Below are 20,157 nucleotides of genomic sequence, written 5' to 3'. Positions count from 1 at the left end.
GGGACGGGGCCTCGCCGAGCGGACGCGGGTGATGGCGTCAGGCTGTCTGGGGGAGTGTCCCCGGGGCCTCGTGAGCGTGCTGGTGGTCCCGGACAGTGGCTCCGGGGCACACGTTCAGCTCATCGACCCGGCGAAGGACGGAGCGGACCTGGCCGAGCACGTCGCCCGGTTGCCTGGTGTGCAAGACGGGCCCCCGCGAGCTGGGCGGCCTTGAGCAGTGCTTCCACCATGGGCACGCAGCTCGCCTCACCCTTGCCGGCGATGGCGTAGGCCGTGCCGTGGTCGGGAGACGTGCGCGGCACGGGCAGGCCCAGCGTCACGTTCACCGTGCGCTCGAAGTCCAGCGCCTTGGCCGGGATGAGCCCCTGGTCGTGGTACATGGCCAGCACCGCGTCGTAGCGCGCGCCCACCTCGTCGGGCTTCGCGAAGAGCCCGTCCGCGGGGATGGGCCCATTCGCGTCCACCCGGGCCGCGCGGGCCTTGCGGATGGCGGGGCCAATCACCTCCACCTCTTCGCGTCCCAGGAGCCCACCTTCGCCCGCGTGCGGGTTGAGCCCCAGCACGGCGATGCGCGGCTTGTGGCCCACCACCGGCTCCAGGCTGCGCGACAGCAGCTTGAGTTGCGCGGTCAGTCCGTCCACGGTGAGCAGGCGCGGCAGGTCCGCCAGGGGAACGTGGTTGGTGGCGAGCGCCACGCGCACGCGAGGCCCATCCATCAACATCATCACGTCCACGCCGAAGGCCTCCGCCAGCACTTCGGTGTGACCCATGAAGGGGATGCCCGCGCGGGAAATCTGCTCCTTCGACACGGGCGCGGTGCACAGCGCGTCCACGTGTCCGGCCCGCATCGCGTCGATGGCCGCCGTCACGAAGGCGTATTGCGCGCGGCCGCCCTCGCGCGAGGGCTCTCCGGGCACGCGGTCCTTCTCCGCGAGCCGCGTTACCTCCACCACGGTGGGGCCTTCCACGCGGCCCAGGGCGGAGGGCTCCACGCGGGCATAGCGGCGGAAGGCGGGGAAGCGCGCCAGCGTGGGCCCGTCCCCGAAGATGACGGGGACGAGCACCTTGCGCACGGAGGGCTTCGTCAGGGCCGCGGCCGTCACCTCCGGCCCGATGCCCGACACGTCCCCCAGGGAGATTCCGACGTGCGGAAGGCCCACGGCGGCTACAGCTTCACGTCGACGTTGGCCTTCTGCCGCAGTTCCTGCACGTACTGGTCGAGGAACTTCTCCGTCTTCTCCTGGAGCAGCTTGCCCTCCAGCTTGGGGCGCATCTCCTCGTAGGACGCGGCGGCCACCGTGCGGCGCTCCTCCACCTTCAGCACGTGCCAGCCGAAGTTGGTGCGTACCGGCTCACTGACGCCGCCCTCGGGGAGGCCGAACGCGGCCTTCTCGAAGGCTGGAACCATGACGCCCCGCTTGAACCAGCCCAGGTCACCGCCGTCCGCGGCGCTGGGGCCTTCGCTGCGGGCGCGGGCCAGCGAGGCGAAGTCCATGCCCGGCCGGCGCGCTTCCGTGGCGATGGCCTCCGCCCGCTTCTTGGCGGCTTCCACCTGCTCCGCCGTGGCCTTGGCGTCCACCTGCACCAGGATGTGGCGCGCGTGGACCTCCGAGTCACCGCTCTCCATGCGCGTGTACTGCGTGTACGCGGCCTTGAGGTCCTCCTCGGTAATCTTCACCTGGGGGCCCACCTTCATGCGCAGCAGGCGGTCACGCAGGATGCGCTTGCGCATCATGTCCCGGTAGGTGGCCATGGTGAGGCCTTCACCCAGCAGGAGCTGCTCGAACTGCGCGGGGTCGGTGATGTTGTTCTGCTGGCGCACGTCCGCCACCAGCTCATCCACCTCCGCCTCGCTGGCGGTGATGCCCAGCTGCGCGATTTCGGACTCCATCAGCTTCTCGCCGATGAGGGTGTCCAGGGCCGTCTTCATCAGCTGCAGCCGCTGCTCGCCGCGCTTGCGCGGGTCCGGGTCGTTGACGCGGGCCATCTCTGGCGCCGCGCGCTGCTGCACCTCGGACAGCGCGATGATGTCGCGATTCACCACCGCGGCCACTTTGTCCACCAGCTCCGCGTGCGCCGCGCCGCCGCTCCCCAGGAGCGCCACCGCCGCGATTGCCGCCACCAGCTTCTTCATTCCCGCCATCCTTCCGTACCGCCCCGGGCGCGTCCAACCGCCGCCCCGGTCTTCGATTTCGTCGTCACTCCGCCGTCGCCTGCTGAGGCGTCGGACGCCCGCGGATGGCCTGCAACGTGGCCTCGTTCACCTGGACCTGGGCCTTCTGCCGCAGCTCCTGTTCGAACGTCTCCTGCGCCTGCGACCGCTTCTGCTCCAGCAGCTTGCCCTCCACCAGCGAACGGACTTCCACGAACTCCCGCTTGCGCGCCGGCTTGCGCTCCAGCACGCGGAACAGGTGGAAGCCGTACTCGGTGGACACCACGTCCGAAACCTGCCCCACCCCCAGCTTGAATACCACTTCGTCGAAGGCGGGCGGCATCTGCCCCCGGGGGAAGAACCCCAGGTCGCCTCCCACCTTGGCGTCCGCGCTGAGCGAATACCTGCGCGCCAGGTCTGCGAACTTCTTGCCGGACTTGAGCTGGGTTTGCAGCCGCCGTGCCTCGTCCAGGCCCTTCACCACGATTTGCGCGGCGTGGACCTGCTCGGGCTCGTGGAAGTCCTTCTCGTGCGCGCCGTACCAGGCCCGCAGTTCTTCTTCCGTCACCGCCACGCGCGAATAGACGTGGCTGGCGAACAGCTTTTCGATGGTCAGCCGGCTTGCTTCCCGCGAGCGCAGCTCCGCCATGGAGAGCTGCCCCTGGGCCAGGACCTCGTTGAAGTTGCCCGCCGGATAGTCCCCGGACAGCCGCAGCACCCCCCGGTCCACCTCCTCCGGGGTGACGGTGACGTTGTGCTTGCGCGCCTCCTGCAGCAGCAGCATCCGGTGGATGTACGTATCGAGGAGCGCGCGCTTGAAGGGCTCCACGTCCTCCAAGGTGCGCTGGGACACGTCCGTCAGCGCCAGCTCGCGCCACAGCTCCTGTTCGAAGTCCGCCCGGCTGAGCACCTCGCCGTTGACGCTGGCGACCACCAGGGCCTCCGGCGTCTCCATCACGGGCTTGGTGCAGGCGGGCATGCCCACCCCCGCGGCCAGGGCGATGGCGAGTGGGACCAGGAAGGCGCGGGTGGGAGAAAAGCGCATGCGCGGGGCCTCGTGAGGGGGAGGGCTCCAGATTGGCAAGCCGTCAGTCATGGCGCGAGGCCCGTTCCGGTAGCACGCCGGGCAGGGCCGGACAACCTCACCGGGCCTACGGCTGCGTCGCGTGTGCGGAGAGGAACGCCTCCACCAGGGGGAAGATTTCGTCCGGGGCCCGGCGGCCCAGGACCAGGTCCGCGTGCCCGTAGTCCGCCCCGAAGCCGTGGGCCTTGCCGGCGACCAGGACCTTCACCGGCCCGCCCAGGTACTCCTTGGCGCGCGCCACCGCCATGGGTGGGGCCAGCAGGTCCTTGCTGCCCGCCAGCAGCAGGAAGGGGATGGTCACCCGGGACAGGGACTCGCGGTAGTCGAACTCGCCGTTGTAGGACGTGAAGCGGTTGGTGGTGATCCACCGCGCGAACTGGCGCCCCACGCCGCCGGCGATGTCGGCGGGCACGTTGGCCAGCGCGCGCCGCACCACCTCCGTCTCCATGTTCTCCGCCAGCATCATGTAGCGGCTCATGGGCCCCGGCGGCGCGCCGAACAGGGCGATGCTGGTGACGCGGCTGGTGGGGATGACCCGCAGCTTCAGCACCGGCTCCACCTTCTGGATGAAGGTGCGCAGGCCCGGCTGCACCGCGAAGGTGAAGGGACTGCCCAGGGTGACGGCCGCCCGCACGGGCGCCTGCGGCGTCTTCGCCAGGTGGGCATAGAGCATCAGCCCGCCCTTGGAATGACCAACCCAGAGCACTTCCTTCGCACCTGTGGACAAGACGGTACGCACCGCCGTGCGCACGTCATGCTCGGCCTGGTCATCGAAGTTGAAATCCGGGCAGTCGCCCGCCAGCCCCCGGCCCCGCAGCTCCAGCACCCACGTTTCGAAGCCGGACCGGGCCAGGTAGCGGGCCAGGCTGTACTGCTCGTCGAAGTCCATGTGGAAGCGGTTGGCCCCCAACCCGTGGCAGAGGATGACGGGCTGGGCGAAGCGCTTCTCGCCTCGGGCGTGGTAGCGGCCCAGGGCAATGGAGGCCCCGTCGTCCGTGGGCACCCGGTACAGCTCGTCCGGGCGGAAGGTGAGCGTCAGCAGCCCCTCCTTCCCGCGCACCATCGTTCGCGAAAAGAGGTCCGCCATCCGACCCAACCGTGCCACCTGTCGACGAGTCACGTCGCCAGTCTAAGCCGGACCGCGGGGCCATGCCGTGTTCATTGGTGAGCAAGAACCCGCCCGGCAGGACTGTTGCAGGGAGATGTAGGCAACGACTCGGAGGAGGTGGCAATGCGGCGGAAACAGGCTTGGAAGGAAATGTGGTCCTCCCTTTTCGCCACCGTTTTTCCCACGGATACCCTTCTGGCGGCCCTTCGGAAGATGGAGCGGCACCAGGTGCGGTTGTTGGGCGTGGTGGGGGAAGGGGGAGGCTTGTTGGGGTTGGTCAGCGAGGAGCACATCCTCGCGGCCTGGAGGGGGGATCCGCTGGCGCCGGTGTCCGGTGTCATGGCGCGGGCGGGGGCTCCCGGAGCGGCGCGGGCGGGGGCGCGGCGGTCGCGACTCCAGGGCGCCCAGCCTCACGGCGCGGGGTGAGACGGCGGTCCGCGGGGGCGGTAGAGTGCGGCACGCCGTGCCGGACGAATCGCCCTCGTGGACTGTCTACATCCTGCGGTGCCGTGACGGCACGCTGTACACCGGCGCCACCAACGACCTGGAGCGCCGGCTGGCCACCCATGGCCGGGGGCGCGGGGCGGCGTACACGCGGGCGCGGCTGCCCGTCACCCTGGTGTGGAGCGAGGCCGCGGGGGACCGCGGCGCGGCGCTCCGGCGGGAGGCCGCCATCAAGCGGCTGTCGCGCGCTGAGAAGCTGCGCATGCTGGGGCGCCCCTGAGCGCTGGTGGCACGCCAGTGGGGCAATACCTCTCCCGATGCAGGCGCGTTACTCTGGCGCCACCATCCAAAGGGGGCCGGTTCATGTCTCACTCGTACTCGAAAGTGTTCGGGGCGCTGGTGCTGTTGGGGCTCGCTGTGTCCTGCCGGGCCAATCACGCTCCCAAGGTCTCCACGGGGCCTCGGCCTTCGCCGCAGGTCGTCGGGGCGGGGGGCGTGGTGTCCTTCGTCTTCGAGGTCGAAGACCCGGACGGGGACGCCATGACCTTCCAATGGCAGCAGCTCCCCGCGGAGCCCGCGGGCACCTTCAGCGACGCGAATGCGCGCAACCCCACGTGGGTGGCGCCGGAAGTGTCGGAGACGACGACCTTCGCCATCATGGTCACCGTGGAGGACAGCGAGGGCGATGGCATCCTGGCCCAGGGGCCGGGCGTCATCGTCCACGCGGCGGCGTCCCAGGCGCCCTGAGCGCCGCCGGGCCGCGCGTCAGGCGGTGGCGCGCGGCTCCGTGGGGGGCGGCGTCTGGCCGGCCTGCACCCGGGCCTTCCGGTGTGAGCGGCGCACGACGACCACGCCCAGGATGAGGAAGAGGCCGGCGCCCACGCCCCCACCGATGACCTGGTACGAAATCAGGTCCGCGGACGTCTTGCGGACGACCTCGGGCAGGTTGCACATCGTCTGGGTGGCGTAGGGCGTCTCGTTGTACCAGCCCAGGTAGTTGGGCCCCAGCCAGGAGGCGACCACGAAGCCCAGCAGGGCGCCCGCGAGGATGAAGTTGAGCAGCGTCTTGGCGGCGTTCATCGGCAGGCACCTCGGCTGGTTGACGTCGGGGCGTGCTTAATATGTGCACGCCAGCGCTGCAAAGCGTGGAACGTGTTAAGGGGGTGGACGTGCCGCTGCTCCCGCTCGCCATCCTGTTCGCCGCTCTCGCGCTGGGCTGCGCCGCTACCCTGCTCGTCCACGCCTTCCGGCGGAGTGTGGGCACGGGGGTGATGGTGCTGCTGATTCCCTGCTACATGCTCTTCTACGCCTTCAGCCAGTTCGAGCACCGGCGCAAGGGCCTCATCGTCGCGGGCTTCATGGCCAGCACCGTGCTGGCCGCCGTGTTCCTGGGACTGGGCCTGCACAGCCTTTCGGCGCTGGCCTCGCGCTCTCCGCCCTCGGGCTTCTGACGGCGGGGCGCCCGGCGTGGAAGGCCGCGTGCGGACACCCGTCGGCGCCGTCTGCGCCACCCACCCGGACGAGGCCGCGGTGGCCACGTGCGCGCGCTGCGGTGGCTTCCTGTGCGGGGACTGCACGGAGCTGGCGGGCGAAACGCCCTACTGCGCGCCCTGCGTGGCGGTGCTGCGCAGGGAGGCGCGTCCGTCGCGGGTGATTCAGGTGGCGCTGGCGCTCAACGTGGCGGGGCTGGCGTGTCTGCCGTGCTCGCTGGCGTTGCCGCTGCCCACGCTGGTGGCGGGGCTGGCCGGCGTGGTGCTGGGCCTGCGGGAGCTGCGGCGCATTGCCCGGGGCGAGGGCGCCGAGCGCGGACGGACCCTGGCGCGGGTGACCACGGGGCTCGGCTGGGTGAACCTGGGGCTGGCCTCGAGCTGGCTGGCCGTCGTGTTCTGGGGCTTCGGACCTTGAGGGCCGTGCGCGCCGCGCTCACACGCCGCGCGCGTTCGGGTCCCACATGTACTTGTGCATCTGCAGTTGGAAGCGCACGGCGAGCCTGTCCTCGATGACCCATTCGGCGAGCTCGCGCGGGTGGAGCTTGTCGAACACGGTGGAGAACAGGCTGCCGTAGGGCTTCTGGAGCAGTTGGTGCTCGGCGATGAGCGCCTTGGCCCAGTCGTAGTCCTCGCGCGAGCCGATGACGAACTTCAGCTCGTCGTTGGCGTTCATCGACGTGAAGTTGCGGTAGTCGTTGCGCAGGTGCTCGCCCGAGGAGGGCGTCTTCATGTCGACGATTTTGTGCACCGCCGGAGGCACCAGCCGCACGTCGATGGCGCCGCTCGTCTCCAGCAGCACCTTGAAGCCGGCGTCGAGCAGCGCCTCCATCAGCGGGTAGACGCCGGGCTGGAGCAGGGGCTCGCCGCCGGTGACCTCCACCATGGGCGTGCGCAGGCCCCGCACCTCGCTGACGATGTCCGCGATTTTCCGGCGCGCGCCGCCGTGGAAGGCGAACTCGCTGTCGCAGTAGGTGCAGCGCAGGTGGCAGCCCGTGAGGCGGATGAAGGCGCACAGCAGTCCGGCGTGGGAGGACTCCCCCTGGACGCTGAGGTAGATTTCCTTCACCACCACGGAGTCCGCGGTGGGGACGCGTCGGGGCTCGATGTGTGGGCGCGCTGCGGGCATGGCTTCTTCGCTGATTCGAGGGAGGCGTGCTTCAACCCCAACCTGCCGCGCCAGGTCAAGCGCGGCCTGTTGCCTCGCCTGAGGAGGGGTCAAGGGGCGGTGGGGCCCTTCACGCGCTCGATGAAGGTGTCGATGAGCTGCCGGGCGATGCTGAGCTTCGGGGGGATGCGCGGCAGGTTGTCCGGGCTGAACCAGTGGGCCTCGGAGATTTCCTTCTGGTCCACGGTGATGTCGCCGCCCGCGTACTCGGCGGTGAAGCCCACCATCAGCGAGCGGCCGAAGGGCCACGGCTGTGAGCCGAAGTAGCGGATGTTCTTCACGTCGATGCCGACTTCCTCCTTCACCTCGCGCGCCACGCACTCCTCCAGCGACTCGCCCGGCTCCGCGAAGCCGGCGAGTGTGCTGAACATGGGCTCTGGAAATTGGGCGTTGTGCGCCAGCAGCATCGTGTCGCCGCGGGTGATGAGGACGATGATGGCGGGGGCGATGCGGGGATAGAAGGGCGTCTTGTCCACCGGGCAGCGGCGGGCGCGCTCACCCGGAACCAACAGGGTGGGTTCGCCGCAGCGGCCGCAGAAGCGGTGGGTGAGGTCCCACTCGACAATCGCGAGCGCGCGGCCCGCCACGGCGAAGCGGGCGTCATCCACGCGCTTGTAGAGCGAGCGGGCGGCGACGGCCTTGTAGCGCTCTGGCGGGACGAAGTCCTTGGCGAACCCCGCCGCGTAGCAGTCCACGCCGTCCAGCGCTCCCAGGTAGTGCGCGGCGGCGGCGAGCTCCGGGAAGGCCGCGCCGGTGGGAATGGCGACGCCGTCCGCATGCTCCTGGACGAGCACGTCCATGCCCCGGGCGAGGAAGAGCAGGGCGCCCTCGCGGGGCCGGTCGGGCGGGATGTGGTCGGGGACGAAGAGGGGGGCGGAGCTCACGGGGCCACACTAACGGGCCCGGGCCGGGTGTGCAGGCGTTGCGTGCGCTGCGGGCCTGGGACGGCGGTGGGCTCAGCGGTCCTTCTGGATGAGTTCCACCTTGTAGCCGTCCGGGTCCTCGACGAAGGCGATGACGGTGGTGCCGTGCTTCATGGGGCCGGGCTCGCGGACCACCTTGCCACCGGCCTGCCGGATGGCCTCGCAGGTGCCGTGGATGTCACTGACGCCCAGGGCCACGTGGCCGTAGGCCGTGCCGAGCTCGTACTTCTCGACGCCCCAGTTGTACGTGAGCTCCAGGGCGGGGTGGGTGTCCTCGGGGCCGAAGCCCACGAAGGCCAGGGTGAACTTGCCGTCGGGGTAGTCGTGACGGCGCAGCAACTTCATGCCGATGATCCGGGTGTAGAAGTCGAGCGAGCGCTCGAGGTCACCGACGCGGAGCATGGTGTGCAGGATTCGCATGCGGGCTTCATAACGCCATCATCGCGTCGCGTCATGCGTCCCCGCTGCCCGCTGTCCGATGGACTCAGGGCTTTTCCTCGGACTGTGCCTTGGGCGGCACCGCGAGTGTGCCCACCTCGACATGGGACGACGTCAGCGGCTTGTCGTCCGCGCCCCGTCCGCCGATGCGTGAGCCATCACCCCCGGCGTGCCACAGGCCCACCAGGACCTTCCGCTCGCCCGCGTCCCAGTCCTTCGTGGACACCGAGAAGGCGTCCCGCAGGAGCGTGTCCCGGGGGGCCTCGGCGAAGAAGTAGGTGCCGCCCAACACCGGGTGGTCCGCGTTCTTCCGCTTGCTGCCCGGCGGGCCAGGGAAGTGGACGAAGATGCCCGCGGAGCGGGGCACCGGCCCGGTGACGCGCCAGTAGAGCACCAGGTGGAGCAGCCCCTCCGCGTCCGGCGCCGACGGTATCTCCGCGCCCACCAGCTCCACCGGCACGTCGAAGCGCGCATCCACGGGCTTCGCGGTGGGCGGCAGCGCCGCCACGCGCATCGGCGAGCCATCCGCGTTGAGGGGCACCGCGCGCGCCAGCGGCTCAGGTGACGTCGCCAGCAGCACGCCCCAGGTCACCAGCGGCACACACGCCACGCCGATGGCCGCGGGCCCCAGCCGCCCGCGCAGCCGCCAGGCCACGAAGCCCAGGCCCAGCCATGCGAGCGCGGAGACCAGCGCTCCGCCCAGTCCGGAGCGCGGCAGGAAGCGCAGCACCACGTGGTGCGTCCCTTCCGCCACGCGCACGCCGAGGAGCCCGTCCTGGGACACCACCTCGCCCTCCGAGGACTTCCAGCCCGGGTGCCAGTTCTGGTTCACCAGCAGCACCGTGGGGCGCGTGGCCGTCACGTCCACCGTGACGCGGTTGGGGGTCCACTCCACGCGGCGCGCGGTGCCCGCGGAGGCGTCCTCCAGGTACTCCTCCTGGGGCAGGTCGCCCCGCAGGCGCTCCGACATGGGCACCGGCCACGCCTCGCCACAGGCGATGGAGCCCCGGTTGAGCGCCAGGAAGTAACCCTGTGCCCAGCGGTTGCCGCGGGCCTGAGCGAAGGGGCGCTCTGCCTCCTCGGGCACGGGGCCGGGCGCGGGCACCATCTGCGACCAGCGGCTGAGCCGGTCGAAGGCGCGCACCTGGAAGCCCCAGCCCACGGTGATGACGACGCAGGCCACCACCGCGGCGGTGGGCCACCAGGACGTCGCCGTGCGCGCGGCCGGCACGCGCCACACGCGCACCAGCAGCACGGCGAGCCCCAGCGCCACCAGCTCCGCCAGGAAGAGCCCCGCGGGCACGAGGAAGCGCTCCGGATAGCGCAGCGTTCCGAAGACGGGCAGCAGCCGCAGCGCGCCGAACAGCGAGGGCACCGCGGAGTAGCCCGCCGCCATCCACACGCACAGCGCCGCCAGCACCGCCGGGTACAGCGCGCGGCGCCAGGCCCACGCGGCCAGCGGAATCAGCGCGAGCACCGCGGGCGCGAGGAAGAAGTTGCCCGGGTCGCTGTAGCCGGAGCTCGCCGGCATCTGGAGCAGCATGCGCGCCAGCGCCTCCGCGGAGTTGCCCGGCGTGCCCGCCATGATGCGTGGCGCCGAGCGCATGGTCTCCACCAGCGGCCACAGCCGGAACGCGCAGGCGCCCAGGGTGAACACGGCGGTGGCGCCCAGGGCCCACAGCGCGGACTTGCGCCGCGGCGTCCCGCGCAGCCCGTACAGTGTGCGTCCGGCCTCCAGCGCGACGAAGAGCGCGCCCATGGGCACCGGGTACGTGCCGCCAAAGCCCAGCAGCACCGCGAAGGTGCCGGCCACCACCGCGGCGCCCCGGAGATGGCCCTCCGCCGCGCGGCGCGTGCCCCACAGCAGCCAGGGCAGCAGCAGGAAGCCCGCGAAGTTGAGCCAGCCAATGGACCACGAGAGCGCCGTGAAGCCGGCCAGGCCGAACAGCGGCGCCGCGGCGAGCGCGCCCAGCGCGGAGCCCACGCGCCGCCGCGCGTAGTGGAAGAAGCCCTCCATGCCGAGCACGAGGAAGGCCCACAACAGCAGCGGCTCCGCTGGCCGAGCGCCCATGAGCGCGGACACGAGCAGCGTGGGAGACGCCACGCGCGTCTGCGGACTGCCCAGCGTGTACTGCCCGCCGCAGGCCCACGGGTTCCACAGCGGCAGCTGCCCGTAATGCGTCACCGTGCGCGTCCCCGCGTCCTCGTACGAGTGCAGCAGGTGCGCGTCGCGGAAGTCGTTCATGCCTCCGGCCTGCTGTAGCGGACGCCAGGCGGCGGCCAGCGCCAGCGCGGCGAACAGGGCCAGCCGCACGCTGGTGAGAGTGGCGGCGCGGTGGGCGAAGCGGATCAGCCTGCGAGGGGAAGGCATCATGGGCGGAGGGCGCCGGGACTCAGTCGTAGAAGGGGCGGGGCTTGCAGGGGCTGGCGGTGGCCTTGCGCGGGGGCAGCACGGGCTGGCCGTGCAGCTCCTCGTCGATGGCGCCCAGGACGTCCGTCACCGGCACGCGGCGGCGGCGGGCCTCGTCCAGCGCCCATTGGCGCTCGGACGCGCCGAAGTCATCGTCCTGGGACCAGCGGTCGCCGGGGAAGGACTGGCGCGATTTGCGGCGCCACTCCGGCTCCTGGCTCGCGGCGGCGCGGCCCACCAGCTTGCGCTCGGCCGCGTTCAGGGTGCGTTCGCGCGGCGGCAGCTCGGCCGTGGAGGCGCGCACCACCGCGGCGGCACCGCACAGCGCGAAAGCCAGCCACCCGACCTGTGCCGCTCGACGCCACCTTGCACCCATGAGGGCGCTCTACTCCAATTCAGCCCCGGCCGTCCTCATCCGCGTCGGCGTCCAGGCCATGCGGATCGGCGAGCACCCGGCGCGCTCGCTCCATCAGCTCCACCACGATTTGGCCGGCGGGCAGCACGCTCTCGATGCGCGCCATGCTGGCGCCGCTGGCCGGCATGGCCATTTCTTCCAGGTCCCCCTCGGTGTCCGGGGTGGGCACGAAGGCGCTGTGTCGCGGCACGTCGACAAGGGGGCCGCCGCCTGGGGTCCCGGGGAACAGCCGGGTGGTGCCGACGCGCTCTGGTGTCGCCATGGGCATGGGCACGCGGCCCTCTCGTCCCGTCCACTCGCGCACCACGCGGTTGCGCAGCACGCGCATGCGATGACCCGGCCACTCCCGTCCGAAGACGGTGGTGACGTCCGTGTCTCCCGCGTCCCCATCGACGATGCGCTGCTTGTAGGCCGGGTGGGCGTGCGCTTCCACGGAGGCCACCATGCGCGTGCCCACCCAGACGCCGTCCGCGCCATGGAAGAGGGCGCGCGCCGCGCTGAGCCCGTCGGCGATGCCGCCCGCGGCCAGCACTGGCACCGAGTCCGTCAGCGCGCGCAGCTCACGCACCAGCGCCAGGGTGGGCGTGGTGCTCTGGTTGAGGCCGGACGCTTGCCGGCCCTGGGCGATGAGCCCGTCCACGCCGAGCAATAGGGCCTGCCGAGCCACCTCTCCCGAGGGGGCCTGGACCCAGACCCGGACGCCCGCGGCCCGCATCGCCGCCACCCACTCCTCGGGGGGCAGTCCGCCGTGGAAGGAGACGACGGGCACGCGCCGGGCGATGCACGCCTCGATGTGCTCGCGCGTGGTGGAATGCCGGCCGTCCCGCTGGGCCATGAGGAAGTTCACGCCGAAGGGGCGCCGCGTGCCTGCCTGGATGGTCTGGAGCCGGACATCCAGGACGTCCGCTGGTTCCGGCGCGGCGCCGAGCATGCCCACGCCGCCGGCTTCCGACACGGCGATGACCAGCGGCGGCAGCGACACGAAGGCCATGCCGTCGCTGACGAACGGATAGTTCACCCCCAACTCACGCGTCAGCCGCGTGTGCAGGGTGTTGCCTTCCAGGACATAAATCGGAGGCCGCCGGGGCTCAGGACTCGAGTCACTGCGCTCGTCGTCGGGCTCGGATTCACGGGAAGAGGGCGGGGAACGTCCGTCATTCGCTCCGTTCATCGGGTCTCCTGAAGCTGGCGGGCTCTTCGGCTTCTCCAAGGTTACCAGCAACCCTCTCGACCTAGAGGCGGGGAGCGGAAGAGGGCCTTCCAGGTTGGTTGCCGGGTAACAGCCGCGCGCCGGGCTTGGAGAGTACGGGACTTGAACTCGGGGGGCAGACCAAAGGCATTGATGTTCAAGACGATGCCCTTCAATGCTCGCCTGAGGCCGTTCCGTGGCTGAGGTTCCGTGGGATAATAGAGCTGCCTTGGTGGCTGAGGCGCTCAATCTGCTGGTCGTGCTGGCCCCCCCTCGAATCTATGCGCGGTGGCGTACGCAAGCCCCTCCAGCGGACGTGCACACAGCGCTCCAGGCCCGCATGGAAGCGCTGGCGTCTCTCTGCGCCGAGGCGCGGGGGAGTCCGGCTGCGGAGCGCTTCCGGTCAGCAGTTCCCAAGGTGCAGACGCTCGTCAAATCCCTGGCAGGCACTCCCCCAGAAAGCCTCATGGAGTCCGGATGGAGCCCCCAGGCCCGCGAATGTCTGGATGCGTTGGGTTTCCCGCCGCCTCCAGGAGGATGGGACGTCTTCGAGGGGTGGCCTGATAGCAGCGAGTGAGAAGTACCCCGCCCGTCTTCATGTGGATGACGTCAAGACCCCAAGATCCCCCTGCCTCCGGGTGCATGGGCGCCTCGGAGAATATGGGGGCCGTTTGCACGGGCTACACCTGCGTGAACTTCGCGCCGGTAGCCTTCGCGCGCTCCAAGGCCTTCTTGATGTCCTCGGACACGATGAGGGCGATGTCCCAGCCTTCCGTGCGGAAGACCTTCGCGGCGCCCACCTTCGAGGCGTCGATGCGCAGCCCCATCACCGATTTGTAGTCGCCAATCCGCTCTGGCTGCCCATGCTCCGGCTTCCAGTAGCGCACCTCCTCGCACGCTTCGTCGTCAATGCAGCGGATGCGCTTCGTGGCCACCAGGATGAGGTACTGGTCCGGATGGCCCTGGATGTCCACGGGGATGAGCTGCACGTCGTCGGGGGCTAGCTCCGCGAAGAGGGTGGCCACCCGGACATGGACGATAGGTGCAGCGCCGATGCCCGCGGTGCCGAAGTCCAATCGCCTCCCGGGCGCGTCGACGGGAATCGTCAGTCGGCCTGCAACACGAACAGGCTGTCCGGCCGCAAATAGGTAGGGGTCGTCCACCTCTTGGCCTTTCTCGTCCAGGGGGTCTCCCAGGTCCCAGTTCTCGGCTTGCATGTCCTCTTTGAGCCTGAAGTAGCGCTTGGGCATGGTGGACTTCCTCTCTACCTCACTTGCCCTTGGTTACGAGCCTGTGGAGTCGTGTTCCCTTCGTCGTGACTTCCTCGGCCAGCTCCTTGAGTGCGGCCGATAGCGATTTGCGGCACGCAACCACGGTGCGGCACGTTCTTGTCGCATCGCGGAGTCTTTCGTAAACCGCCTCATGGTACTCCTGCGGGTGAGGCCCCTTGTGGCCAGGAACATCAACGACGTTCTCAGGGTCTTTCAACTCCATTCCAGCCTTCCTGAAGAGCCTCCTGAATTCAGGCGTCCAGGGTCCGCCGCGAGCGGTGGAGACACTGTTCTTGTCCGTGGCAAGGTGGTGCTCTTGGCTCCTTCCCCTTGAGCCTCCGCTGCCCATCCCCCGATTCGCCATGGCGACCGCATTGGGGGCCAGCGCGATGGTGAAGCCCTCGGCCGCCATCGCCACCGACTGCACGCCTCCCATGGCTACGTACTGGTAGCCCGCCTGCGTCTCCACTGCGATGGCCGCCTGCGCGGAGCCCGGCAGCCGCGACGTATTGGCTGCCAGTCCCGCCGTGTTTCCGATGGCCGCCGTGGCCAGCATGACGAAGACGCGCGCGGCGTTCTCCCCGAGGACTTCGCCGTACGTCTCGCCCGCCTCGCTGAGCTGCACGAAGGTGGTGGCCCGTTCCACCTCGCGCACCAGCGTCACCCAGCCGTCCAGGATGCGCCACACGGTGTCGACGCCCAGGTAGGCGATGGCTGTGGCCGTCAGCAGCGCGGCCAGGCCCTTGCTCACTGGCTCGGGAAGCGACCAGAGGAGCAGATACATGCTGACCGAGGCGCTGACCGTCGCGAGCAGGGCCTGAGGGTCGGCCATGTCACGCAGCGCCTCGGCCGTCTCGTCCCAAACCGAGTCCATGGCGATGGCCATGGCCAGCGAGTATTTGCCGTCGCTGGCCAGCAGCGGGCCGTCGGCCAGCAGGTGCAGGCAGTCGCCGGGCTGGGACTTGCGCTCGCACCAGCGGCCATAGGCGCGTGTCAGGTCGTCATCCGCGTAGGAATCCAGCAGGCGCGGGCTGTCCGAGTCCATCGCTTCGCCCTGGGGGATGAGCCGGGGGCCGCGAGGCTGATACAGGTACACGCCGCTGCGTTCGGGAACGCCGAAGCGTTGGCGGGCCTCGCGCAGGGGATTGGAGAAGGGCCGCACATCCCGGGCGAGCGCAACCACTGCCTCCTCGAAATCGTCATCGTCCAACTCGACGGGCGCGGCGTCGTCCTCCGTGAGTGGCGTGTGGACCATGGGGCGCCCGTCCCCCGTGTCCAGGCGCACGAGTCGAGTGGTTGAACAGCTTGTCATGGCAAGCGCCAACACCAGCCAGATGGCCCCGCGCACGCTCATTCAACTCCTCCGGCTCCGCGTTCGCTCCCCACGAGACCATGCCAGGAATAGCAGCGGAGTTCGACAAGGTATGGTGAGGCTGGGGTGGGGGCTCGGGTCGCAAGAGCCTCGCGGTCATGCCGCACAGGTTCATGTCGATAACGTCAAGACCCCAAAAAACTGCCTCCGATCACGCGGGCGCTTGAGAGGACATGGGTGGGGGGCGGTGTGGTGCGGTGCCGGGGGTTAAGAAGAATCGGGCGGAGCGGAGGAACGATAGCCCCTGCGAAAATCTCACTAGAAATTCTGGGGACGGCGCGCACCGCTGTGCAGGTGTGTCCGGTTTCCGGGCTTATAGGGGTAGGGGAGGGGCACTTTCTGAGCCATATGGGGCCAAGTAGTCGCTATGGGCTTGGGTCCACCCTCACTGCATACGCGGCGAGCCCAGCGTGCTGCCGCCTATAGTCGCATCAATGTGATACTTTATATCCGCACACGCGGTTGGAGGCACTCGAAGACCATGACGTTCTCGGAAACGTGGGATTTGGCTTGGTCCATTCTCCTCTCCATCGGCAGCGCGGGCGGCCTTATCCTTGGGCTGTCGAACTGGCTTGGGAAGGTTTGGGCCAACCGCATCCTTGAGCGTGAAAAACTCGCCATCCAGCGGGAACTCCAAGCACTGCAGGCGGAGTCCGCGCAGCGTCTTCACGCGCTGAAGGAGCGCACGGACGTTCTCCTAAAGAACCTTGAGGCTGAGCACTCACGAAGGCACCGAGTGCATAACCTGCAGTTCGCGAAGGAGTTTCAGTTGTACGCCGACACATGGAAGGCGCTCCACGCCTTGAAGATAAAGACTCTGACGCTCCGGCCAGTCGGTGACGTGGTGGATGTGCGCGAAACGGAGGAGGAGCGTCGAGAGCGACGATACAAGGAGTTTGCCGAGGCTTTTAATGCAGCAGTGAGTGTAATAGCGGAGAACGAGCCCTTTTTCCCCCAAGAGGTCTTCGCAAAAATCCGCGAATTACAGTCCCTATCCAGGCGGGAAGCATTCTCGTACTACTACAAGGGCCGACAGAAGAAGGGTGTCGACATGAAGTACTGGGAAGAAGCAGAAGAGAATCAGCAGCAAATTGTAGAGCAGGTTGATGCCATCTGCGAAGCCATCCGGACCAGGATTGGACTTATTGAGATCGTCGAGGGGCCTCAAGGAGTCGCACCATCAGTGCCGCCTCTTTAGAGACAAAGTCTTGTGACTGTTCCCTCAGTCGAGCGCCCTTGAGTCCTACTCAGACATTTCTCTCAGGAGCTTGGCGGTTTCCCCAAGCATTGAATTCCCTCGGGGAAAAGCCGCAGTGACCAAGTCGCATCAGATCACGGAATTGTAAATTGTGTCGCACGACGCCAGCACTCATCCCTGTAACGCTTCCACGTTGGAGTATCACCAATCCACAAGCCGTGCCCTTCGTACCATCCATCTCCAGGTCCTTCGCGCTGTCCGGTGCCATATTCGTGAATAACCAGTGAAGCTAAATCTGGCCAGCCTTGTTGGGCGCATTCTTTCATTACTGCCAGTAGGAGTTGCTCCATATAGTGGTTATTATGGGGATCGCCTAGTTTGAAGTGTTGGCAGAATTCGGTGTATGTTGCATACCCTTTGCTTGGGGAAGAGCCAGCGGGAGGATTCATCTTCCCAAGCGCAACTTTATGAATCCACTTTGCAGCATCACGGATGCTCTTTGCTGGCACCATTGTTGCCTCCAATGAGAGTTCTTCTCAAATGCGATTACTAAGTTGCGGCCCGCAGCGTATTGCCACTTATCTTAACTCGCCAAGGGAGTGATGACGCGAGTGAGGCAGCCCAATGAACTGTTCCACTACGCAGGTCCCGATCCTGAGTCATCCCCTGATATGAAGCCGAGCACTTCCAGGAAGACAGGATGACGGTGAAGGAGTTCGGAGCAGCGCACGACGAGAGGCCGCAGGCGCTCCTCCTTCATCATGGGAATGGCTTATTCGTCCTCCACCACACCGCTCTGATGGGCGTTGATGTGGTCAATTCCCCTCCAGCGAACTCCCCTGGCTTCAGACAGCGGGACGAACCGGAAGACGATACGATCGGGGATGCGGTCGTTGGTGCGCACTTGGCGGGCCGACTTGATCTTGCCGCCGAAGTAGGAACGCTCGGACTTCGTGTTATGCAGGTAGAGCATCCCTCCAATGAGCCGCTGGGCATCGGCCGGCGTGACAACCCAGTTCCCGCTTTCGTATTCGTCGTCGGAAACGCGGTGAAGGTTGAGATGATCAACGCATTTGAAGTGGATGGAGGGCATTTCTCCATCTTCGGAGGTTTGACGGCCGGGCGGAAGTACGAGAGCGGCTGGCCCGCGGACACACTCCTCCCTCGCCGCCCATGGCCTTGTCGGCGCTGCAGTAACTTAGAGACGGCTGTTCAAGTGCAGTGGAGCCCCTAATCGGCCCCGAGATCGCTCAAGGGCACGGGTGGAGGAGTCCCAGAATTTCGGTGGAGATTTTCGAGCGGGCAAACACTGGTTTCAGCGGCACCGGCGGTGTCGTGCGCTGCTTGTCACGGGGAGCCGTGGCCCGCGCGCACGTCCTCGGAATGGCTGCGAGCGGGAAGTCTTCGTGCCGGGCCGGTCCACGAGCGACGGGCAGCCTCCTTCCCCAAGGCTCGCATTGCCTACGCCGGGGGGCACACGTCCGGCGGAAGGGGGCGGCCTTCCTGGTTCGACACTTAGCGCTTGCTGCGCGGCACCATCATCGTGGTCAGTGTCGACGTGAGCAGGACACTGACACGAGGGCGAACCATGCCGGTGGACAACAGCTTCATTTCCTTTTTTCTCAAGCTCATGGCTCGGGGAGAAATACGAGACATATGGCCGCGGCGGCTGCGGCTCCCCGACGTTCCGGTGCCGGTGGACCTCGGTCTGCCTTCGCCTCCTCCAGAACTAAGCCCGGTTCCGGATCCGTGGCGAGTGAAGATGGAGGCGGTGTCGGTCGTCGACCGGCTCGCGGACATGGCTGCGGCTGCTCTCGCGGAGGGGCGCAATCCTCGGGAAATGTTGCGGCGCGTCTCTGCGGAATGGGATGGAGAGGAACTCGACCCGCTTGGGAAGCCGGTCCCTCTGCACGTCCCGGGATCGTGGCGGCGGTTTAAGGAGCCGCCTCCAAAGCCCGAATGGGCAGCGCTCGCGCACGCCGCCGCTGCAATCCGCTTCGCGGGCCTTGCGGAGTGTGTCGCCAACCCCGAACTCACCGCAGCATTCGACGAAGCGGCGCAGGCACGCGTCAAGCGAGCAGTAGAGATTGAGCGCTCGCTTCGCAATAAATAACTGAGGGCATGACAAGAGCCGCGAGGGGACGCTGCGCTACGGCGCCCCTCTGCCCGAGCGCACGTCCTCGCGGAGCGGACCCCGGGCCTCGGCGCCGAAGGCCCGGCGCTCACCCTCCGGCACACGGCCCCGGCGGGCTGCGGCGAGCATCCGCTCGAGGAGGACCACATCGGAGAGGGAGGACAGGCCGCTCATGGCTCAGCTCCCTCTGTTGGTGCTGCGTTGGCGTCCTGGCCCGCAGGCGACCGCACACGTCACCGTGTACGTCTTCCGCGTGCCCTGCTCCGTCACCCGCAAGTACCCTTGACCGGCGCCGACGCGACGGCCGCACCTGACACACGAGGTCGCTGTGCGGTTGGGACGCGCTCCTGCGTCAGCCTCGCGACAGTCCCCCTCCAGGTGGCGAGTGCCGATGCTGGACTCGAACCAGCACAGCTCACCTTTGCGGATTCGCCCACCGCACCCGGCGGCGGTGCACGTGCCCGCCCTCGTCGCGGTGATTACGGGCATGGCATCTTCTCCAGAGCCTTACGCAGTCGGCGCAGCCCCAGCTCGCGCAGGCGACTCACCTCGGCCACGGAGACACGCCACTCGGCGGCGAGGGTGCGCTCGCTGGCGGACCGGCCCTCGGGCTGGCCCACGCCGACGGTGGCCGCCACTGCCAGACGCTGCAGGCGTGGGAGCGAGTGGAGCGTCACCATGGCTCGGGACAGCGGGTGAAGGAGAGGGCACCGCGAGTGGACTTTCGCCGAGTTGCGCAGGAGGACGTTCGACTTCGACGTGTTCGCCTGTGTGAGGTGTGGAGGCAGGCAGCGGGTGTTGGCGTACGTGAAGGGGGCCCCCGGGGTGCGGGCGATTGTGGAGCACCTGGGCTTGCCCACGGCATGTGCGAGGTTGGCCCCGGCACGAGGGCCACCCCAGGCCGTGTGGTGTTGAGGCTCAAGACAGCCAACAGGCCGGCGGCTCCTGTCACGCACCTGATGGGAGCGCGGCCTGGGCAGGTGTGCGCCCCAAGGGGGCTCAAGCGGCCTGTCCACCGGCCGGGAGCATCGCTCGGGCGGCCCTCCTCGGCCCCTCTGCACCCTCCCTCCCCCTCAACAGGGCCCCCGTTCCTCTTATGCGCGGGCGCTCATCGTGTGGCCGACGGAGGTGTTGGAGCCGCAGGCGTTCCCGGCCCACATCGCCGCTGCGGCGGGCTCGGTGGTGGCGCTGGGGGGGCCGCACACGCTGGAGGAGGTGGAGCGCGAGCACACGCTGCGCGTCATGGCCTCCGCGCCCACGCTGGACGAGGCCGCCAAGGTGCTCGGCATCGACGCGCCCACACTGTGGTGCAAGCGCAAGAAGTACGAGTCCGGAGGCAAGGGCGAGGGCTGAGCGCACCGCAT

Annotated in this window: 25 protein-coding genes; 8 read left to right on the top strand and 17 right to left on the bottom strand. The window is 68.5% G+C overall.

Annotation, left to right across the window (positions count from 1 at the left end; genetic code table 11):
- Nucleotides 1-119: 119 nt before the first annotated feature.
- The 4 genes from pdxA to FMQ63_RS15420 all read right to left on the bottom strand — a co-directional run bounded on the left by pdxA (nucleotide 120) and on the right by FMQ63_RS15420 (nucleotide 4,323).
- Nucleotides 120-1,160, bottom strand: coding sequence for a 4-hydroxythreonine-4-phosphate dehydrogenase PdxA (gene pdxA, locus FMQ63_RS15435; protein ID WP_011550600.1), 1,041 nt, complete (start codon nucleotides 1,158-1,160; stop codon nucleotides 120-122).
- Nucleotides 1,161-1,165: 5 nt separating this feature from the next.
- Nucleotides 1,166-2,134, bottom strand: a complete 969-nt coding sequence (locus FMQ63_RS15430; RefSeq protein WP_026114071.1) for a peptidylprolyl isomerase — start codon at nucleotides 2,132-2,134, stop codon at nucleotides 1,166-1,168.
- Nucleotides 2,135-2,198: 64 nt separating this feature from the next.
- Complete coding sequence (locus FMQ63_RS15425; RefSeq protein ID WP_171452394.1) at nucleotides 2,199-3,197, bottom strand: peptidyl-prolyl cis-trans isomerase; 999 nt, start codon at nucleotides 3,195-3,197, stop codon at nucleotides 2,199-2,201.
- A 106-nt stretch (nucleotides 3,198-3,303) separates the two neighbouring features.
- Entirely contained in the window at nucleotides 3,304-4,323 is a 1,020-nt protein-coding gene (locus FMQ63_RS15420; RefSeq protein WP_011550603.1) for an alpha/beta fold hydrolase, read from the bottom strand.
- A gap of 171 nt (nucleotides 4,324-4,494) precedes the next feature.
- Between FMQ63_RS15420 and FMQ63_RS15415 the strand changes: the two genes are divergently transcribed.
- From FMQ63_RS15415 to FMQ63_RS15405, 3 genes are all read left to right on the top strand, one after another.
- Entirely contained in the window at nucleotides 4,495-4,770 is a 276-nt protein-coding gene (locus FMQ63_RS15415; protein ID WP_225909709.1) for a CBS domain-containing protein, read from the top strand.
- Between the two features lie 25 nt (nucleotides 4,771-4,795).
- On the top strand, nucleotides 4,796-5,068 hold the full coding sequence (locus FMQ63_RS15410; RefSeq protein WP_011550605.1) for a GIY-YIG nuclease family protein: 273 nt from the start codon (nucleotides 4,796-4,798) through the stop codon (nucleotides 5,066-5,068).
- An 83-nt stretch (nucleotides 5,069-5,151) separates the two neighbouring features.
- Entirely contained in the window at nucleotides 5,152-5,535 is a 384-nt protein-coding gene (locus FMQ63_RS15405; RefSeq protein ID WP_225909710.1) for a hypothetical protein, read from the top strand.
- A gap of 18 nt (nucleotides 5,536-5,553) precedes the next feature.
- On the opposite strand, the gene FMQ63_RS15400 is transcribed toward FMQ63_RS15405, so the two are convergent.
- On the bottom strand, nucleotides 5,554-5,868 hold the full coding sequence (locus FMQ63_RS15400) for a hypothetical protein (RefSeq protein WP_011550608.1): 315 nt from the start codon (nucleotides 5,866-5,868) through the stop codon (nucleotides 5,554-5,556).
- A 41-nt stretch (nucleotides 5,869-5,909) separates the two neighbouring features.
- Between FMQ63_RS15400 and FMQ63_RS15395 the strand changes: the two genes are divergently transcribed.
- Nucleotides 5,910-6,239, top strand: a complete 330-nt coding sequence (locus FMQ63_RS15395; protein WP_171452386.1) for a hypothetical protein — start codon at nucleotides 5,910-5,912, stop codon at nucleotides 6,237-6,239.
- A 28-nt stretch (nucleotides 6,240-6,267) separates the two neighbouring features.
- A complete protein-coding gene (locus tag FMQ63_RS15390) occupies nucleotides 6,268-6,693 on the top strand; it encodes a hypothetical protein (protein ID WP_225909711.1) in 426 nt (141 codons plus the stop codon).
- Nucleotides 6,694-6,711: 18 nt separating this feature from the next.
- Here the strand turns inward: FMQ63_RS15390 and FMQ63_RS15385 are convergent, their stop codons facing one another.
- The 8 genes from FMQ63_RS15385 to FMQ63_RS15350 form a co-directional block, all read right to left on the bottom strand.
- Nucleotides 6,712-7,404 (bottom strand): radical SAM protein, encoded by a 693-nt coding sequence (locus FMQ63_RS15385; protein WP_011550611.1) that lies wholly within the window; start codon nucleotides 7,402-7,404, stop codon nucleotides 6,712-6,714.
- 89 nt (nucleotides 7,405-7,493) lie between these two features.
- The gene (gene nudC, locus FMQ63_RS15380; protein ID WP_011550612.1) at nucleotides 7,494-8,327 is read right to left on the bottom strand and encodes an NAD(+) diphosphatase; all 834 of its coding nucleotides are present in this window, start codon (nucleotides 8,325-8,327) and stop codon (nucleotides 7,494-7,496) included.
- A 72-nt stretch (nucleotides 8,328-8,399) separates the two neighbouring features.
- Complete coding sequence (gloA, locus tag FMQ63_RS15375) at nucleotides 8,400-8,786, bottom strand: lactoylglutathione lyase (RefSeq protein ID WP_011550613.1); 387 nt, start codon at nucleotides 8,784-8,786, stop codon at nucleotides 8,400-8,402.
- Nucleotides 8,787-8,850: 64 nt separating this feature from the next.
- Complete coding sequence (locus FMQ63_RS15370; RefSeq protein ID WP_011550614.1) at nucleotides 8,851-11,178, bottom strand: hypothetical protein; 2,328 nt, start codon at nucleotides 11,176-11,178, stop codon at nucleotides 8,851-8,853.
- A gap of 19 nt (nucleotides 11,179-11,197) precedes the next feature.
- The gene (locus FMQ63_RS15365; protein ID WP_011550615.1) at nucleotides 11,198-11,590 is read right to left on the bottom strand and encodes a hypothetical protein; all 393 of its coding nucleotides are present in this window, start codon (nucleotides 11,588-11,590) and stop codon (nucleotides 11,198-11,200) included.
- 19 nt (nucleotides 11,591-11,609) lie between these two features.
- Entirely contained in the window at nucleotides 11,610-12,800 is a 1,191-nt protein-coding gene (locus FMQ63_RS15360; RefSeq protein WP_011550616.1) for a nitronate monooxygenase family protein, read from the bottom strand.
- A 698-nt stretch (nucleotides 12,801-13,498) separates the two neighbouring features.
- Nucleotides 13,499-14,068 carry a DUF1629 domain-containing protein gene (locus FMQ63_RS15355; RefSeq protein WP_011550617.1) on the bottom strand — a complete coding sequence of 190 codons (570 nt, stop codon included), beginning with the start codon at nucleotides 14,066-14,068 and terminating at the stop codon, nucleotides 13,499-13,501.
- Between the two features lie 19 nt (nucleotides 14,069-14,087).
- Nucleotides 14,088-15,443: an AHH domain-containing protein gene (locus FMQ63_RS15350; RefSeq protein WP_011550618.1), complete on the bottom strand. Its 1,356-nt coding sequence runs from the start codon at nucleotides 15,441-15,443 to the stop codon at nucleotides 14,088-14,090.
- A gap of 499 nt (nucleotides 15,444-15,942) precedes the next feature.
- Between FMQ63_RS15350 and FMQ63_RS15345 the strand changes: the two genes are divergently transcribed.
- On the top strand, nucleotides 15,943-16,659 hold the full coding sequence (locus FMQ63_RS15345) for a hypothetical protein (RefSeq protein WP_225909712.1): 717 nt from the start codon (nucleotides 15,943-15,945) through the stop codon (nucleotides 16,657-16,659).
- Nucleotides 16,660-16,793: 134 nt separating this feature from the next.
- On the opposite strand, the gene FMQ63_RS15340 is transcribed toward FMQ63_RS15345, so the two are convergent.
- Nucleotides 16,794-17,171 carry a hypothetical protein gene (locus FMQ63_RS15340; protein ID WP_141276649.1) on the bottom strand — a complete coding sequence of 126 codons (378 nt, stop codon included), beginning with the start codon at nucleotides 17,169-17,171 and terminating at the stop codon, nucleotides 16,794-16,796.
- A 260-nt stretch (nucleotides 17,172-17,431) separates the two neighbouring features.
- Nucleotides 17,432-17,752: a hypothetical protein gene (locus FMQ63_RS15335; RefSeq protein WP_011550621.1), complete on the bottom strand. Its 321-nt coding sequence runs from the start codon at nucleotides 17,750-17,752 to the stop codon at nucleotides 17,432-17,434.
- A gap of 495 nt (nucleotides 17,753-18,247) precedes the next feature.
- On the opposite strand from FMQ63_RS15335, the gene FMQ63_RS15330 reads away from it, so the two are divergent.
- On the top strand, nucleotides 18,248-18,772 hold the full coding sequence (locus FMQ63_RS15330) for a hypothetical protein (protein ID WP_167545712.1): 525 nt from the start codon (nucleotides 18,248-18,250) through the stop codon (nucleotides 18,770-18,772).
- A gap of 36 nt (nucleotides 18,773-18,808) precedes the next feature.
- On the opposite strand, the gene FMQ63_RS37420 is transcribed toward FMQ63_RS15330, so the two are convergent.
- Both FMQ63_RS37420 and FMQ63_RS37415 read right to left on the bottom strand, forming a co-directional pair.
- Complete coding sequence (locus FMQ63_RS37420; RefSeq protein ID WP_011550622.1) at nucleotides 18,809-18,967, bottom strand: hypothetical protein; 159 nt, start codon at nucleotides 18,965-18,967, stop codon at nucleotides 18,809-18,811.
- Nucleotides 18,968-19,272: 305 nt separating this feature from the next.
- Complete coding sequence (locus tag FMQ63_RS37415; protein WP_020480742.1) at nucleotides 19,273-19,473, bottom strand: hypothetical protein; 201 nt, start codon at nucleotides 19,471-19,473, stop codon at nucleotides 19,273-19,275.
- A 433-nt stretch (nucleotides 19,474-19,906) separates the two neighbouring features.
- On the opposite strand from FMQ63_RS37415, the gene FMQ63_RS38575 reads away from it, so the two are divergent.
- On the top strand, nucleotides 19,907-20,146 hold the full coding sequence (locus FMQ63_RS38575; protein WP_011550624.1) for a helix-turn-helix domain-containing protein: 240 nt from the start codon (nucleotides 19,907-19,909) through the stop codon (nucleotides 20,144-20,146).
- Nucleotides 20,147-20,157: the final 11 nt, after the last annotated feature.

This window comes from Myxococcus sp. CA005, from assembly GCF_006518205.1.
In the GTDB taxonomy this organism is placed as follows: Bacteria; Myxococcota; Myxococcia; order Myxococcales; family Myxococcaceae; genus Myxococcus; species Myxococcus xanthus.
The sequence above is the reverse complement of the archived record's forward strand: the minus strand, read 5'-3'. Positions and strand labels throughout refer to the sequence as shown.